Source organism: Leptothrix discophora, from assembly GCF_030705305.1.
In the GTDB taxonomy this organism is placed as follows: domain Bacteria; phylum Pseudomonadota; class Gammaproteobacteria; order Burkholderiales; family Burkholderiaceae_C; genus Sphaerotilus; species Sphaerotilus discophorus.
The window spans coordinates 248,668-264,896 of sequence record NZ_JAUZEE010000005.1 but is presented as its reverse complement, the minus strand read 5'-3'; the positions used below and the strand labels follow the sequence as shown (position 1 = coordinate 264,896).

Below are 16,229 nucleotides of genomic sequence, written 5' to 3'. Positions count from 1 at the left end.
GCGGGACCGCCGGTTCAGCGCGGCGCCGCCGCCGGCACCACAACCGGCGACACAGCGGCCGGCTGGGCGCGGACCTGACGGCCCTCACGCAGGCCGGCGCCCTGCTCGACCGCGCCAACCACCAGCGTGTCGCCCTCGGCCAGCCCGGCCAGCACCTCGCTGCGCTCGCCACCGGCCACGCCCAGCGTGACCGGCTGGCGCCGCAGTGCGCCGCGCGCATCGACCACCCAGACCTGCAGCTTGCGGCTGGGCGTGACGGGCGGCGGCGCCGAAGCCGCAGATGCAGATGCAGACGTCGACGCAGCCGACGCCGGCTCGATCGCACCGGTCGCCACCGCGTTCGACGCGTTCGACGCGCCCTTCTCCGGCGCCAGCCCCGGCACCGTCAGCGCGCGGCTGGGCATCAGCAGCACGTCGTCGCGGCGGGCGATGACGATGTTGGCGTCCATGGTCATGCCCGCGCGGGCACCGGCGGCTTCGAGCACCGCCGCCTCGCGCGGGCGGATGCGCACGCGCCAGCTGCGGGCCACCGGGTCGCCCTTGGGCGTGATGTCGGCCACCTCGGCCTCGAAGACGCGGCCGGGCAGGGCCTCGCTGCGCAGCAGCACCCGCTGGCCGCGGCGCACCCGCACGATGTCTTCCTCGTCGACCTCGGCCGTCACGCGCAGCGGCGCGCAGCAGGCCAGCGTGTAGAGCGTCTGGCCCGCGGCGATGACCTGGCCGGGCTCGCCGTCGCGCCGCAGCACCGTGCCGTCGGCGGGGGCGCGCAATTCCATGTCGTCGCGCTGGGCCTGGGCGCGCCGGGTCGCGGCTTCGGCGGCGCTGACCTCGGCCTGGACCCGGTCCAGCTCGGCGCGCGACAGGAACTGCTCGCTGACCAGCGCCTGCGTGCGGTCCAGCTGGATGCGGGCGAGCTTCTCGCGTGCGCCCAGCTCCTGCACGGTCTGGTCCAGCTCGGTGGCCTGCAGCCGGGCCAGCACCTGGCCACGCCGCACCTGCGCGCCCTCCTCGACCAGCCACTGCACCAGTCGCCCGCCGGTGCGCGGCGCCACCGGCATCTGCACGGTCGGCTCGACCAGCCCGGTCGCATAGACCGCCTCGACCGCCGGCCCGCGGCCGACCCGGGCGGTCGTGACCTCCAGCGGCGACAGGCGCCACCACCAGGTTCCGCCACCGATCGCCACGGCCAGCAGCACGCCGGCGATCAGCCAGCCCTTGTATCGACGCACGCGAGGTCTCCGATCTTCATGGCACGGGCGCGGATCATGTCATGCCCTCCGGGCCGGGCCGATGTCCGCCGCCAAGCGGCAGACTCACCCGCCGGGGTATGCCCGCACGCGGCGACGCCGGTCCGCTGGGCGACACTGGCACGGCCACCCCTGCCGCACCGCGATGAACCTCAAGCAGCTCGAATACTTCGTCCAGGTCGCCGAACTGGGCAGCTTCAGCAAGGCCGCCGTCGTGCTGGACATTGCCCAGCCGGCGCTGAGCCGGCAGGTCCGCACGCTCGAGACCGAGCTGCGCGAGACCCTGCTGACGCGCAACGGCCGCGGCGTCGAGATGACCGAGGCCGGCCGGCGCTGGTTCGACCATTGCGTGCAGATCCTCCAGCAGGTCGCGCAGGCCCAGGAAGACATGGGCACCAGCCGCGACGCCCCGGTCGGCCGCGTCAACATCGGCCTGCCGCCGACCATCGGCCGCCAGCTCACGCTGCCGCTGATCGACGCCTTCCAGCGCCGCCTGCCGCAGGCCCGCCTGGCCATCGTCGAGGGCATGTCCGCCCACGTCAGCGAATGGATCGCCACCGGCCGGGTCGACCTCGGCCTGCTCTACAACCCGGAGGCCCAGCCGGCCCTGCAGATCTCGCCGCTGCTGCAGGAAACGCTCTGCCTGGTCAGCCCCGCCACGCCCGACCCGGCCGACGCCAGCCGTGCCCCGCTGCCGCTGCGCGAGCTGGCCGGCTACGCGCTGGTGCTGCCCGAACGCCAGCACGTCATCCGCCGCCTGCTCGACAGCCAGGCGACGCTGGTCGGCCTGCAGCTGGACATCGCCTGGGAGGTCTCCAGCATCGCCGCCATCATCGACCTGGTCGCCGCCGGCTATGGCCACGCGGTCCTGACCGCCAGCGCCGTGCAGGCCAGCGGCCAGGCCGACCGGCTGGTGGTGCGCCCCCTGACCGGTCCGGCCCTGAGCAGCGTGCTCTGCCTGGCCACCCCGGCCCACAAGCGTCCCAACGCCCTGGTCCGCCAGAGCTGCCAGGTCCTGCGCGAGCTGGTCACCCGCCTGCCGCAGAACGCGGCGGCGGGGTCGTTGCCGGGGTGAGGGAGCCGCCGGACGGAGCCGGTGCGAGCCGCAGGCCAATCCATGCCGCTCCGCGATAGCTGCTAGTCCGTCACCCCCCGTTGCCGGCATGGCTGCGCGTTCTCACAATCGCGCCACGCTGAACCGGGGTGGCATCGCTTCCGGGGAGGCCCACAGACCCGTTCCGCCTCAAGCCCCACCCGGAGAGCCCCGATGATCATCGACGTCCACGGCCACTACACCACCGCACCGGCCGCCCTCGGCGCCTGGCGCGACCTGCAGATCGCGGCGCTCAAGGACCCGAGCCAGACGCCGGACCCGAAGTCGCTCAAGATCAGCGACGACGAGCTGCGCGAGTCGATCGAGACCAACCAGCTCAAGCTGATGAAGCAGCGCGGCAGCGACCTGACCATCTTCAGCCCGCGCGCCAGCTTCATGGCCCACCACATCGGCGACTTCCAGACCTCGTCGACCTGGGCGGCGATCTGCAACGAGCTGTGCTTCCGGGTCAGCGAGCTGTTTCCCGACCACTTCATCGGCGCGGCCATGCTGCCGCAGTCGCCGGGCGTCGACCCCGCCACCTGCATCCCCGAGCTGGAGCGCTGCGTCAAGGACTACGGCTTCGTCGGGATCAACCTGAACCCCGATCCGTCCGGCGGCCACTGGACCAGCCCGCCGCTGACCGACCGCCAGTGGTATCCCATCTACGAGAAGATGGTCGAGCACGACATCCCGGCCATGATCCACGTGAGCACCAGCTGCAACGCGTGTTTCCACACCACCGGCTCGCACTACCTGAACGCCGACACGACCGCCTTCATGCAGTGCCTGACCGGCGACCTGTTCAAGGACTTCCCGACGCTGAAGTTCCTGATCCCGCACGGCGGCGGCGCGGTGCCCTACCACTGGGGCCGTTTCCGCGGCCTGGCCCAGGAGCTCAAGAAGCCGCTGCTGGACGAGCACCTGCTCAACAACATCTTCTTCGACACCTGCGTGTACCACCAGCCGGGCATCGACCTGCTGACCCACGTGATCCCGGTGAAGAACATCCTGTTCGCCAGCGAAATGATCGGCGCGGTGCGCGGCATCGACCCGACCACCGGCCACTACTACGACGACACCAAGCGCTACGTCGCGGCGACCGCGAACCTCACGGACGAGGAGCGCCACATGGTGTTCGAGGGCAACGCCCGCCGCGTCTTCTCTCGCCTGGATACCGCCCTCAAGGCCAAGGGCCTGTGAACGTGAGCCCCCAGGCTGGCGGGTACGCCAGCCTTGCCCCCCGAGGGGGCTCGCCGGCCGGCTTGGGGCGGCCCGGCGCTCGGCCGGCAACGCCCAGCGTTATGCCAGCCCTTCGATCGAAGTCTCACTGACAAGGAAGCAAGACCATGTACGAACTCGGAGTCGTCTACCGCCACATCAACCGCGCCGACCGCGCCGCCGCCGATGGCCTGGCTGCGCTGGGCTCGGCCACGGTGCATGAGGCCATGGGCCGCGTCGGCCTGCTGAAGCCCTACATGCGCCCGATCTACCCGGGCTGCCAGGTCTCGGGCACGGCCGTCACGGTGCTGCTGCAACCGGGCGACAACTGGATGATGCACGTGGCCGCCGAGCAGATCCAGCCGGGCGACGTGGTCGTCGCGGCGGTCACGGCCGAGTGCAGCGACGGCTACTTCGGCGACCTGCTGGCGACCAGCTTCCAGGCCCGCGGCGCGCGTGCGCTGATCATCGATGCCGGCGTGCGCGACGTGAAGGTGCTGCAGGAGATGGGCTTCCCGGTCTGGAGCAAGGCCATCAGCAGCAAGGGCACGATCAAGGCGACGCTGGGCTCGGTCAACATCCCGGTGGTCTGCGCCGGCATGCTGGTCACCCCCGGCGACGTGATCGTGGCGGACGACGACGGCGTCGTCTGCGTGCCGGCCGCCCGCGCGGCGCAGACGCTCGAAGCCGCCATCAAGCGCGAGAGCTTCGAGGGCGAGAAGCGCGCCAAGCTGGCCAGCGGCGTGCTGGGCCTGGACATGTACAAGATGCGCGAGCCGCTGGCCGCCGCCGGCCTCAAGTACATCGACTGAGACGGGCCTGCCCCGGACCTGCCACAAGGAGACCCCCATGAACACGCGACACCCGAGCGCCCGTCGGCGCACCCTGCGCCACGTCGGCCTGGCCATGCTGGCCAGCGCCGCCCTGCTGGCCGGTCTGCCCGCGCAGGCCGAGGACTTCCCGAGCAAGCCCGTGCGCATCCTGACGCCCTTCCCGGCCGGTGCCGGTCCGGAGGCCGTGCTGCGCGTGCTGGCCGAGAAGCTGCAGAAGAAGTGGGGCAAGCCGGTCGTGGTCGAGAACAAGCCCGGCGGCAACGGCTTCATCGCGATCGACACCTTCAAGCGCGGCGCCACCGATGGCCATGACCTGATCCAGATCGACAACGTCCACCTGGTCGCCTATCCCCACCTGTTCAAGAAGCTGCCCTACGACCCGGTCAAGGACTTCGACGTCATCGCGCCGCTGTTCCGCACCTACTTCTTCGTCGGCGTGGCCGCCAACAGCCCGTACCGCACGGTCGGCGACATCGTGGCCGATGCCAAGGCCCATCCCGGCAAGCTGAACTACGGCTCCTGGAGCGTGGGCAACCCGGTGCACCTGGGGTCGGCGCTGCTGGAGTCGATGACGGGCACCGAGATGCAGCACATCATCTACAAGGAAACGTCGATGCTCTACACCGGCGTGGCCAACGGCGAACTGAACTGGTCGCTGGGCTCGCTGGCGACGGCCGGCCCGCTGCAGCGCACCGGCAAGATCAGGTTCATCGCGGTGACCGCGCCCAAGCGCCATCCGGCCTTCCCGGACGTGCCCACGGTAGCCGAATCGGGCGGCCCGGCCGGCTACGAGGTGACCGGCTGGACGGCGATCGCCGCGCCCCGCGGCCTGCCCAAGGCGGTTGCCGACAAGATCCAGAAGGACATCCAGGACGCGCTGGCCGAACCGGACATCGCGCAGCGCTACGCGACCTTCGGCTACGAGCAGTTCCCCGTCACGCGCGACGCGTTCAATGCCTTCATCAGCGGCGAATCGGGCAAGTGGGCCGGCGTGGTCCAGCGCGCCAAGGCCTCCCTGGACTGAGACCGACATGCCAAGCACGGGCATCTCCGACGGCCGCACCCCGCTGGCCTGGCAGGTCGGCATCGTCGGCTACGGCGAGGTCGGCCGCATCCTGGCCGAGGACCTGCGCGCGCAGGGCGTCGCGGTCAGTGCCCATGACCTCAAGCTGGCCGATGCGGCCACGCGCGGCCCTCTGGTCGCGCATGCACAGGCTCACGGCGTGAGCCTGTCCGACAGCCATACGGCGCTGGCCGCCGGTGCCGACCTGATCCTCAGCGCGGTGACCGCCAGCCAGGCCGTGCCGGTCGCGAAGGCCTGCGTGCCGGGCGTGCGCGACGGCAGCTTCTTCCTGGACTTCAACTCCGCCTCGCCCGGTGCCAAGCAGCGCGCCGCCGCGCTGATCGACGCGGCCGGCGGCCGCTACGTCGAGGGCGCGGTGATGACCAGCATCCCGCCCTACCGCATCCGCGTGCCGCTGCTGCTGGGCGGCGGCTCGGCCGAGGCGCTGCAGCCGGTGCTGGCCGCGCTGGGCTTCGCGCCCAAGGTGTCGAGCCCGGTGCTGGGCGTCGCCTCGGCCACCAAGATGTGCCGCAGCGTGATGATCAAGGGCCTGGAGGCCATGGTCATCGAGAGCTTCACCGCCGCGCGCTTCCACGGCGTCGAGGACGCGGTGATCGCCTCGCTGCAGGAGACCTTTCCCGGCATCGACTGGGAGAAGCAGGCGAGCTACTTCTTCCAGCGCGTCATCGAGCACGGCCGCCGTCGCAGCGAGGAAGTGCGCGAGGTCGCCGAGACCGTGCGCGAGGCCGGCCTGACGCCGTGGTCGGCCAGCGGCACCGCCGAGCGCCAGGCCTGGGTCGCCGACCTGGCCGACAACGGCCTGTTCGGCCACAAGGGCACGCCCGCCTTCGCCCGCAGCGCCGACTGGCGCACCGAGGCCGATCGCATCCTCGCCTTCGTCCAACCCCACAAGGAGTGACCACCATGAGCAAACCCGTCACGGGCGACTTCACCAAGACTGCCGGCTGGATGGACTGGTACACCGGCCCGAGCCAGCCCGCCTTCCAGCTGCCGGCCGGCGCGGTCGACGCGCATTGCCACGTCTTCGGCCCCGGCGCCGAGTTCCCCTACGCACCCGAGCGCAAGTACACGCCCTGCGACGCCAGCAAGCAGCAGCTCTATGCGCTGCGCGACCACCTCGGCTTCGCCCGCAACGTGGTGGTGCAGGCGACCTGCCATGGCGCGGACAACCGCGCGATGGTCGACGCGCTGGTGCACAGCGGCGGCAAGGCGCGTGGCGTGGCCACGGTCAAGCGCAGCGTCAGCGATGCCGAGATCCAGGCCATGCACGATGCCGGCGTGCGCGGCGTGCGCTTCAACTTCGTCAAGCGCCTGGTCGACTTCACGCCCAAGGACGAGCTGATGGAGATCGCCGCGCGCATCTCCAAGTGGGGCTGGCACGTGGTCATCTACTTCGAGGCGGTCGACCTGCCCGAGCTGTGGGACTTCTTCACAGCGCTGCCCACCACCGTGGTGGTCGACCACATGGGCCGCCCGGACGTGTCCAAGCCGGTCGACGGCCCCGAGTTCGAGCTGTTCCTGAAGTTCATGCGCCAGCACCCGAACGTCTGGAGCAAGGTCAGCTGCCCGGAGCGCCTGTCGGTCACCGGCCCGAAGGCGCTGGACGGCGAGCGCCATGCCTATGTCGACGTGATCCCGTTCGCGCGCCGCGTGGTCGAGGAGTTCCCCGACCGCGTGCTGTGGGGCACCGACTGGCCGCATCCCAACCTCAAGGACCACATGCCCGACGACGGCCTGCTGGTCGACTTCATCCCGCACATCGCGACGACCGCCGAGTTGCAGAAGAAGCTCCTCGTCGACAACCCGATGCGTTTGTACTGGCCTGAAGAATCGAAGGGAGCCTGAGCACCATGGCACTCGACAAACCCTACAAGGACGTGCCCGGCACGACCATCTTCGACGCCGAGCAGTCGCGCAAGGGCTACTGGCTCAACCAGTTCTGCATGTCGCTGATGAAGGCCGAGAACCGCGAGCGCTTCAAGGCCGACGAGCGCGCCTACCTGGACCAGTGGCCGATGACCGAGGAGCAGAAGCAGGGCGTGCTCACGCGTGACCTGAACCGCTGCATCGCCGCCGGCGGGAACATCTACTTCCTGGCCAAGATCGGCGCGACCGACGGCAAGAGCTTCCAGTACATGGCCGCCAGCATGACGGGCATGACGCAGGAGGAGTACATGGCCATGATGCTGGCCGGTGGCCGCTCGGCCGAAGGCAACCGCCACCTGGGCGAGGACGGCGACGCGCAACCGCACCGGCAACCGCAGGGTGCCGCCGGACGGCCCCTGCCCCAGGGCCTGGCCCACCAGAAGAAGGACGCCTGACCATGGCCCGCATCACCGCATCCGTCTACACCTCGCACGTGCCGGCCATCGGCGCGGCGCTCGACCTGGGCAAGACCGCCGAGCCGTACTGGCAGCCGCTCTTCGCCGGCTACGAGCCCAGCAAGCAGTGGATGAAGGACAACCAGCCCGACGTGATCTTCCTGGTCTACAACGACCATGCGACGGCCTTCAGCCTGGAGATGATCCCGACCTTCGCGATCGGCTGCGCGGCCGAGTTCCAGCCCGCCGACGAGGGCTGGGGCCCGCGCCCGGTGCCCAAGGTCATCGGTCATCCCGACCTGGCCGCGCACATCGCGCAGAGCGTGATCCAGGACGACTTCGACCTGACCATCGTCAACAAGATGGACGTCGACCACGGCCTGACCGTGCCGCTGAGCCTGCTGTGCGGCCAGCCGGACGCGTGGCCCTGCCCGGTCATCCCCTTCGCCGTCAACGTGGTGCAGTACCCGGTGCCCAACGGCCGCCGCTGCTTCAACCTCGGCAAGGCCATCCGCAAGGCGGTCGAGAGCTACGACCAGCCGCTGAAGGTGCAGATCTGGGGCACCGGCGGCATGAGCCACCAGCTGCAGGGCGCACGCGCCGGCCTGATCAACCGCGAGTGGGACAACGCCTGGCTGGACCAGCTGATCCACGACCCGGAAGCCGCCGCCAGCACGCCGCACATCGACTACGTGCGCGAGGCCGGCAGCGAGGGCATCGAGCTGGTCATGTGGCTGATCGCGCGCGGCGCGATGGCCGATGTCGCCGGCGGCCCCAAGCCCACGCTGCGCCACCGCTTCTATCACGTGCCCGCGTCGAACACGGCGGTCGGTCACGTCATCCTCGAGGAGAACTGAGATGGAACTGAAACAGGACTGCGCAACGCATCGCCCGGCGCCGGGCCGCCCCAAGGCGGGCGATGCCCCCTTGGGGGGCCGGACGGCGTATTCGACGAACGGGGGGCTCCAATGAGCAAGACGATCAAGGTCGCGCTGGCGGGCGCGGGCGCCTTCGGCATCAAGCATCTGGACGGCATCAAGAACATCGACGGCGTCGAGGTGGTCTCGCTGATCAGCCGCGACCTGGAGAAGACCCGCGAGGTCGCCGCCCAGTACGGCATCGGCCACGTCACCACCGAGCTGGACGAGAGCCTGGCGCTGCCCGAGGTCGACGCCGTCATCCTCTGCACGCCCACGCAGATGCACGCCAGCCAGACCCTGGCCTGCCTGAAGGCCGGCAAGCACGTGCAGGTCGAGATCCCCCTGTGCGACGTCTACCGAGAGGGCCAGGAGGTCCTGGCGATGCAGCAGCAGACCGGCCTGGTCGCGATGGTCGGCCACACCCGCCGCTTCAACCCCAGCCACCAGTACGTCAACGGCAAGATCAGGGCCGGCGAATTCAACATCCAGCAGATGGATGTCCAGACCTACTTCTTCCGCCGCACCAACATGAACGCGCTGGGCCAGCCGCGCAGCTGGACCGACCACCTGCTGTGGCACCACGCCGCGCACACCGTCGACCTGTTCGCCTACCAGTGCGGCAGCCCGATCGTGAAGGCCAACGCCATCCAGGGACCGATCCATCCGGCGCTGGGCATCGCGATGGACATGAGCATCCAGCTGAAGGCCGCCAACGGCGCGATCTGCACGCTCAGCCTGTCGTTCAACAACAATGGCCCGCTCGGCACCTTCTTCCGCTACATCGGCGACAGCGCGACCTACATCGCCCGCTACGACGACCTGTTCAGCGGCAAGGAAGAAAAGATCGACGTGTCCGGCGTGGCCGTCTCGATGAACGGCATCGAGCTGCAGGACCGCGAGTTCTTCGCCGCCATCCGCGAAGGCCGCGAGCCCAACAGCAGCATCGCCGGCGTGATGGACTGCTACCGCGTGCTGCACGAGCTGGAACAGCAGCTCAACGGCTGAGCCACCCCCTTGCGCTTCATCCTCTCGGTCACCATCCCGATCTACCTGCTGATCGCGGTGGGCTGGCTCGCCGTGCGCAGCGGCATGTTCCAGAAGGCCGAGATGCGCGTGCTGGGGCGCTTCGTCGTCAGCTTCTGCCTGCCGGCGCTGGTGTTCACGGCGCTGTCGCAGCGCCGCATCGCCGAGGTGCTGCACCCGGTCTACCTGCTGGCCTACGCAGGCGGCTCGCTGGCGATGCAGCTGGGCGGCCTCTGGTACGCCCGCCGCGTGCGCGGCCTGCCGCTGTCGCCGGCGGCGCTGCGCGGGCTGGGCATGTCCGCATCCAACAGCGGCTTCGTCGGCCTGCCGATCGCGCAGCAGGTGATCGGCCCGATCGCCGGCGTGGTGCTGGCGCTGAACATGATCGTGGAGAACCTGCTGGTGCTGCCGCTGGCCATGGCCCTGGCCGACAGCGGCGCGCAGCAGCGCAGCCGCATGTGGCCGGCGCTGGCGGTGTCGCTGCGCGGGCTGCTGCGCAACCCGCTGATCCTGGCCATCATCGCGGGCCTGTTCTGCGCGCTCACCGGCCTGCGGCTGCCGGAGCCGGTGGCCCGGACGGTGGCGCTGGTGTCGACTGCATCCAGCCCGCTGGCGCTGTTCCTGATCGGCGGCACGCTGGTCGGCCTGCGACTGCAGGGCATGCTGGGCGAGGTCCTGCAGGTGGTCTTCGGCAAGCTCGTGCTGATGCCGCTGGCCATGGCCGCGCTGCTCTGGCTGCTGCCGCCGATCGACCCGCTGCTGCGCACGGGTGCGGTGCTGTTCGCGGCCATGCCGATGCTGAGCGTCTACCCGGTGCTGGCCCAGAAACACCACGACGAGGACTTCTGCGCCGCCGCCCTGCTGGCCGCGACGGTGGCCTCGTTCTTCACGATCAGCGCGCTGATCTGGGGCCTGGGCGAACTGGACGGCTGGTTGCCGTGACGGCGAGCCCCGGTGACGCGGGGACGCGTCGCCGCCCCCCCCCAGAACAGGGGGACGCGTACACCCGGCCCTAGGCAAGTAGCAGCACTAATGGCTGCAGCCGCTCTGCCGGCGTCAGTTTCATCAGGTTCGGTTCAGCTTAATCGGCTTCTCCGAGACCCGATTCGTGACCCTGTTCACGAACTTCTGAAAAAGCCCTCTCAAATCAACGACCTGCGTGGACTGCCACCTGAAACAGGGGCGATCTCGTCTTGCGTCAGGTCAGAGAACTGATTCAGAATTGATTCACCTGAAGAGAACCTTAATGCAGGTTCTCTTCACAGGATCAACGACGGAGGAGTCATGCACCTGCACCGCAGCGCACCCGCCACCCGACCGCCCCATCGGTCGGGCATGGCCGCTGGCGGCGTCGGGTCCTGGCGCCGATGTTGGCGTCCGGTCTGGAACTGAGCGACCGCCCGGTCATCCCGCTCGGCTCCCCTTCCCGCCCCTGAACTGAACGGCCCTTGATCCGGTGCGCACGCACCGGAGGGGATTGGCTTGCCTGCGCCTGTACGCGCCCCATCACCGCCAACGGAAGATCACCATGCAACTCGTCCTGCACGACCTCGAATTCATCCTGGCCCAGATCAAGCTGGCCGAACGCCACACCGCTGGCGAGGACCTGCTGACCCTGATCGGCAACCCGCTGCTGCCCTATGGCCTGCGCACGGTCGACGGCTCGTACAACAACGTCGTGCCCGGGCAGGAGGAGTTCGGCGCGGCCGACCGTCCCATGCCCAACGCGCTGCCGCAGATCTGGCGCACGGCCGAATCGGTCCTGTTCGACTACGACGGCCTCGGACCCGTGCAGCAGGGCGACCTGTCGAGCTACGGCCAGACCGGCGGCCTGGTGTTCGACTCGCAGCCGCGCACCATCAGCAACCTGATCTCCGACCAGACCGTGCGCAACTCGGCCGCCGTCGCGGTGGCCGGCCCGAATCCGGACAGATCGGAAGAGGGCACGCTGTTCATCGAGAACGTCGCGCCCGACGAGGGCCTGTCCGCGCCCTTCAACTCGTGGTTCACGATCTTTGGCCAGTTCTTCGACCACGGCCTGGACCTGATCGGCAAGGGCGGCCGGGGCTCGGTGATCGTGTCGCTGCAGCCGGACGATCCGCTCTACATCCCGGGCAGCCAGACCAACTTCATGGTGCTGACGCGGGCCCAGTTCGACCCTGATCCGGCCACCGGCCAGCGGATGTACAACAACTCGACCACGCCGTGGATCGACCAGAACCAGACCTACACCTCGCACCCGTCGCACCAGGTCTTCCTGCGCGACTACGACTTCAACCTCGCCGGACGCCCGGTCTCGACCGGCCGGCTGCTGGACGGCGCGATCGAGGGCTCGATCGGCAACTGGGGCGAGGTCAAGGCACAGGCCCGCGAGATGCTGGGCATCAACCTGACCGATGCCGACCTCGGCAACATCCCGCTGCTGCTGACGGACGAATACGGCAACTTCATCCCCGGCGCGAACGGCCTGCCGCAGCTGGTCCTCAGCGAAGGCCCGCCGATGCTGCTGCGTGAAGGCAACCTCGCCAACCCCGTGTCGACCGCCGGCGCGCTGCGCACCGACCATGCCTTCCTGGACGACATCGCGCACAACGCGGCGCCCGGGACCTTCGATCACGACCGCGATCCCAGCACGCTGCCCATCGCCAAGACGGCCGATGTCGACGCCGCCGTCAGCACCGTGCCGGGCAGCCAGCCGGCCGGCACCTACGACAACGAGCTGCTCGACCTGCACTACATCACCGGCGACGGCCGGGGCAACGAGAACATCGGCCTGACCGCGGTTCACAGCGTCTTCCACTCGGAGCACAACCGCATCGTCGAACAGGTCAAGACGCTGGTCTCGGGCAGCGGCAACCTGGCCACGCTCAACGAATGGCTGAGCACCGACGTGACCGCCCTGCCGACCACCCAGGCGCAGATCGACGCGCTGCAGTGGGACGGCGCACGGCTGTTCCAGGCCGCGCGCTTTGCCACCGAGATGCAGTACCAGCACTTCGTGTTCGAGGAGTTCGCCCGCAAGGTGCAGCCCTCGATCGACGTGTTCAGCGGCTACAACAGCACGGTGGACCCGGCCATCATGAGCGAGTTCGCCAACGTGGTGTACCGCTTCGGCCACTCGATGCTGACCGACACCATCGACCGCATCGACCCGAACAGTGGCGCGACCGACACCATCGGCCTGATCGAGGCTTTCCTCAATCCGGCCGAGTTCGCGGCCAGTGGCGCGACGACCCATGACGCGGTCGGTGCCATCGTCACCGGCCTGACGCGACAGACCGGCAACGACATCGACGAGTTCCTCACCGAGGCGCTGCGCAACAACCTCGTCGGCCTGCCGCTGGACCTGGGCGCACTGAACATCGCCCGCGGCCGCGACACCGGCATCCCCGGCCTGAACGCGGCCCGCCAGCTGTTCTTCGACGACACCGGCCTGTCCATCCTGCGGCCCTACGAGAGCTGGGCCGACTTCGAGCTGGGCATGAAGAACCCGGAGTCGCTGGTCAACTTCATCGCCGCCTACGGCACCCATGCCAGCCTGGCCAACCTGACCACGGTGGCGGGCAAGCGCGCGGCTGCCCAGGCCCTGCTGGACCAGGCCGCGCTCGGCGACAACAGCAACGGCGCGGTCGACTTCCTCAACGCCACCGGTGCCCATGAAGGCGGCTCGCTGGGCGGCCTGAACAACGTCGACTTCTGGATCGGCGGCCTGGCCGAGAACATCCAGCCCTTCGGCGGCATGCTGGGCTCGACCTTCGACTACGTCTTCTCGACCCAGCTGCGTGCGCTGCAGAACAACGACCGGCTGTACTACCTGGCCCGCACCGCCGGCCTGAACGTGCTGACGCAGCTGGAAGAAGGCTCGATGGCCGAGCTGGTGATGCGCAACTCGAGCGCCCGCCACCTGCCCGGCGACATCTTCTCGACGCCGGCCTACACCTTCGAGCTGGACGCCCAGGCCACCACCGGGCCGATCGTCGACGACGGCCGCACGGCCGGCTATGACGAGGCCACGCTGCTGACGCGCATGGCCGACGGCACGGTGCGCTATGCCGGCGCGGAGCACGTGCTCTTCGGCGGCACCGCCGGCAACGACAGCATGCGCGCCGGTGCCGGTGACGACACCCTGCACGGCGACGCTGGCAACGACCGCATGGAAGGCGGCGCCGGCAACGACTTCTTCTTCGCCGGCGACGGCAACGACATCCTCACCGACACCTTCGGCGACGACAACATGAAGGGCCAGGGCGGCCACGACGTCATCAGCAACGGCAGCGGCTTCGACCTGCTGTTCGGTGGCGACGGCAACGACTTCATCCTCGGCGGCGTCGGCGATGCCGAGTCCTTCGGCGGCCACGGCGATGACTTCATCAGCGCGGGCACCGGCATCAACACGGTGTTCGGCGACTCCGGCAACGACTGGATCGAGGGCGGCGACGGTGCCGACCTGCTGCAGGGCGACAACGGCGATCCGTTCCAGCAGAGCGGCATCATCGGCCACGACGTGCTGTTCGGCGATGCCAACGACGACTACGACGCCGAGTCGGGCGACGACATCATGTTCGGCACGCCGGGCATCAACCGGGCCGAGGGCATGCTCGGCTTCGACTGGGTGACCTACGCCCGCTCGACCGAGGTGGTCGATGCCGACCTCACCCGCACCGCCCTGCTGCCGCCGGACATCGCGAACGTGAGCGACCGCTTCGACCTGGTCGAAGGCGTCTCGGGCTGGAACGGCAACGACACGCTGCGGGGCACCGACCTGCTGGCGGCCGACCAGGTCGGCCATGCGCTCGACGCGGCCGGCATCGCCCGGATCGGCGGCCTGTCGACCGTGCTGGGCACGGCGGCCGGCTACACCGGCGGCGAGATCCTGCTGGGCGGCGGCGGCTCCGACCTGCTCGAAGGCCGCGCCGGCGACGACGTGATCGACGGCGACGCCTGGCTCGATGCCCGCATCAAGCTGACCCACACCAACGGCGCGGTCGAGTACGTCAACTCGATGGCCCCGCTGACGACGCGCATGCTCAACGGCACGATCAACCCGGGCCAGCTGAGCATCGACCGCGTGATCCAGCTGGGCAGCGGCGGCACCGACATCGCCCTGTTCGACGGCCCGCGCGCCAACTTCACCATCGGCGCGCGCCAGGCCGATGGCAGCCGCACCATCACCGACAACGTCGGCACCGAGGGCGTCGACCGGGTCCGCAACGTCGAGGTGCTGCGCTTCGTGCTGACCCGCGACGCGGTGACCGGCGCGGCGCTGACCTGGGAGGACGTGTCGCTGGCGGCGGTCAACTCCGCCGCGGTCGGCGAACCGACGATCAGTGACGGCACGCCGACCGAGGGCGGCGCGCTGACCGCCTCGACGGCCGGCATCACCGATGCCAACGGCCTGGGCACCTTCTCCTTCCAGTGGCAGAGCACGACCAACGGCGGCCAGACCTGGACCAACGTCGCCGGCGCGACCACCGCCAGCTTCACGCCGGTGCAGGCCCAGGTCGGTGCCCAGCTGCGCGTGCAGACCTCCTTCACCGACGGCCAGGGCACGCTGGAAACCCAGGTCTCGGCCGCCACCGAGGTGGTCGGTGACCTGTTCAACAGTGGCGCCGGCGCCCAGGTCTTCACCGGCACGGCCGGTGCGGACATCGCCAACACCGGCGGCGGCAACGACACGCTCAACGGCAACGCCGGCAACGACACGCTGCTCGGCGGCAACGGCGACGACGTGCTGAACGGCGGCACCGGGGCCGACGCGATGACCGGCGGCAACGGCGACGACACCTACGTGGTCGATGCGGCAGGCGACACGGTGACCGAGCTGGCCGGGGGCGGCGCCGACCTCGTGCGCTCGCTGCTGGCGAGCTACACGCTGGGCGCGAACGTCGAGAACCTGGTCTACGCCGCCACCGGCGCGGCGGTGGTTGCCTTCTCGGGCACCGGCAACGCGCTGGCCAACGTGATCAGCGGCGGCGCGCTGGGCGACGTGCTCAACGGCGCGGGCGGTGCCGACACGCTCAACGGCCTGGACGGTGCCGACCAGCTGCTGGGCGATGCCGGTGCAGACCAGCTCAACGGCGGCAGCGGCAACGACACGCTCGACGGCGGCACCGGCGCCGACCAGCTCAGCGGCGGCATCGGCACCGACCGGATGACCGGCGGTGCGGCGGGCGACCGTTTCATCTTCGCGGCCATCGGCGAGATGGGCACCGGCGCGGCGCGCGACGTCATCGTCGACTTCGCCACCGGCGCCGACCAGATCGACCTGAGCGCCATCGACGCCAACGGCGCCCTCGCCGGCAACCTAGCCTTCACCTTCCGGGGCGCCGCAGGCTTCACCGCCGCGGGCCAGGTGCGCTACGTCAATGCCGGCGGCAACACCATCGTGCAGGGCAACACGGACGCGAACACGGCCACCGCCGAGTTCGAGATCCAGCTCAACGGCACGCTGGCGCTCAACGCCGGTCAGTTCGTGCTGTGACCCGCC

The 16,229-nt window shown here is 69.8% G+C and carries 12 protein-coding genes; 11 read left to right on the top strand and 1 reads right to left on the bottom strand.

Annotation, left to right across the window (positions count from 1 at the left end; all coding sequences use genetic code 11):
- Positions 1–14 precede the first annotated feature (14 nt).
- On the bottom strand, positions 15–1,229 hold the full coding sequence (locus Q8X39_RS11515; protein ID WP_305749811.1) for an efflux RND transporter periplasmic adaptor subunit: 1,215 nt from the start codon (positions 1,227–1,229) through the stop codon (positions 15–17).
- Between the two features lie 163 nt (positions 1,230–1,392).
- Between Q8X39_RS11515 and Q8X39_RS11510 the strand changes: the two genes are divergently transcribed.
- From Q8X39_RS11510 to Q8X39_RS11460, 11 genes are all read left to right on the top strand, one after another.
- On the top strand, positions 1,393–2,322 hold the full coding sequence (locus Q8X39_RS11510; RefSeq protein WP_305749810.1) for a LysR family transcriptional regulator: 930 nt from the start codon (positions 1,393–1,395) through the stop codon (positions 2,320–2,322).
- A gap of 192 nt (positions 2,323–2,514) precedes the next feature.
- Positions 2,515–3,543 (top strand): amidohydrolase family protein, encoded by a 1,029-nt coding sequence (locus Q8X39_RS11505; RefSeq protein ID WP_305749809.1) that lies wholly within the window; start codon positions 2,515–2,517, stop codon positions 3,541–3,543.
- Between the two features lie 146 nt (positions 3,544–3,689).
- Positions 3,690–4,373: a 4-carboxy-4-hydroxy-2-oxoadipate aldolase/oxaloacetate decarboxylase gene (gene ligK / locus Q8X39_RS11500; protein ID WP_305749808.1), complete on the top strand. Its 684-nt coding sequence runs from the start codon at positions 3,690–3,692 to the stop codon at positions 4,371–4,373.
- Positions 4,374–4,410: 37 nt separating this feature from the next.
- Entirely contained in the window at positions 4,411–5,418 is a 1,008-nt protein-coding gene (locus tag Q8X39_RS11495; RefSeq protein WP_305749807.1) for a Bug family tripartite tricarboxylate transporter substrate binding protein, read from the top strand.
- A gap of 7 nt (positions 5,419–5,425) precedes the next feature.
- Positions 5,426–6,376, top strand: coding sequence for a DUF1932 domain-containing protein (locus Q8X39_RS11490; RefSeq protein WP_305749806.1), 951 nt, complete (start codon positions 5,426–5,428; stop codon positions 6,374–6,376).
- 5 nt (positions 6,377–6,381) lie between these two features.
- Complete coding sequence (locus Q8X39_RS11485; RefSeq protein ID WP_305749805.1) at positions 6,382–7,323, top strand: amidohydrolase family protein; 942 nt, start codon at positions 6,382–6,384, stop codon at positions 7,321–7,323.
- Between the two features lie 5 nt (positions 7,324–7,328).
- Positions 7,329–7,799 carry a protocatechuate 4,5-dioxygenase subunit alpha gene (ligA, locus tag Q8X39_RS11480; RefSeq protein ID WP_305749804.1) on the top strand — a complete coding sequence of 157 codons (471 nt, stop codon included), beginning with the start codon at positions 7,329–7,331 and terminating at the stop codon, positions 7,797–7,799.
- A gap of 2 nt (positions 7,800–7,801) precedes the next feature.
- On the top strand, positions 7,802–8,656 hold the full coding sequence (locus tag Q8X39_RS11475; RefSeq protein WP_305749803.1) for a class III extradiol dioxygenase subunit beta: 855 nt from the start codon (positions 7,802–7,804) through the stop codon (positions 8,654–8,656).
- Between the two features lie 111 nt (positions 8,657–8,767).
- Positions 8,768–9,724: a Gfo/Idh/MocA family oxidoreductase gene (locus Q8X39_RS11470; RefSeq protein WP_305749802.1), complete on the top strand. Its 957-nt coding sequence runs from the start codon at positions 8,768–8,770 to the stop codon at positions 9,722–9,724.
- Between the two features lie 9 nt (positions 9,725–9,733).
- Positions 9,734–10,684 carry an AEC family transporter gene (locus tag Q8X39_RS11465; RefSeq protein ID WP_305749801.1) on the top strand — a complete coding sequence of 317 codons (951 nt, stop codon included), beginning with the start codon at positions 9,734–9,736 and terminating at the stop codon, positions 10,682–10,684.
- A gap of 586 nt (positions 10,685–11,270) precedes the next feature.
- Entirely contained in the window at positions 11,271–16,223 is a 4,953-nt protein-coding gene (locus Q8X39_RS11460) for a peroxidase family protein (RefSeq protein WP_305749800.1), read from the top strand.
- Positions 16,224–16,229 lie beyond the last annotated feature (6 nt).

What these genes read in the sequence shown, in the direction of transcription:
- Q8X39_RS11510 (WP_305749810.1), top strand. Translation starts at nt 1,393, where the DNA reads ATGAACCTCAAGCAGCTCGAATACTTCGTCCAGGTCGCCGAACTGGGC.
- Q8X39_RS11460 (WP_305749800.1), top strand. Translation starts at nt 11,271, where the DNA reads ATGCAACTCGTCCTGCACGACCTCGAATTCATCCTGGCCCAGATCAAG.
- ligK (WP_305749808.1), top strand. Translation starts at nt 3,690, where the DNA reads ATGTACGAACTCGGAGTCGTCTACCGCCACATCAACCGCGCCGACCGC.
- Q8X39_RS11470 (WP_305749802.1), top strand. Translation starts at nt 8,768, where the DNA reads ATGAGCAAGACGATCAAGGTCGCGCTGGCGGGCGCGGGCGCCTTCGGC.
- ligA (WP_305749804.1), top strand. Translation starts at nt 7,329, where the DNA reads ATGGCACTCGACAAACCCTACAAGGACGTGCCCGGCACGACCATCTTC.
- Q8X39_RS11495 (WP_305749807.1), top strand. Translation starts at nt 4,411, where the DNA reads ATGAACACGCGACACCCGAGCGCCCGTCGGCGCACCCTGCGCCACGTC.
- Q8X39_RS11505 (WP_305749809.1), top strand. Translation starts at nt 2,515, where the DNA reads ATGATCATCGACGTCCACGGCCACTACACCACCGCACCGGCCGCCCTC.
- Q8X39_RS11485 (WP_305749805.1), top strand. Translation starts at nt 6,382, where the DNA reads ATGAGCAAACCCGTCACGGGCGACTTCACCAAGACTGCCGGCTGGATG.
- Q8X39_RS11490 (WP_305749806.1), top strand. Translation starts at nt 5,426, where the DNA reads ATGCCAAGCACGGGCATCTCCGACGGCCGCACCCCGCTGGCCTGGCAG.
- Q8X39_RS11475 (WP_305749803.1), top strand. Translation starts at nt 7,802, where the DNA reads ATGGCCCGCATCACCGCATCCGTCTACACCTCGCACGTGCCGGCCATC.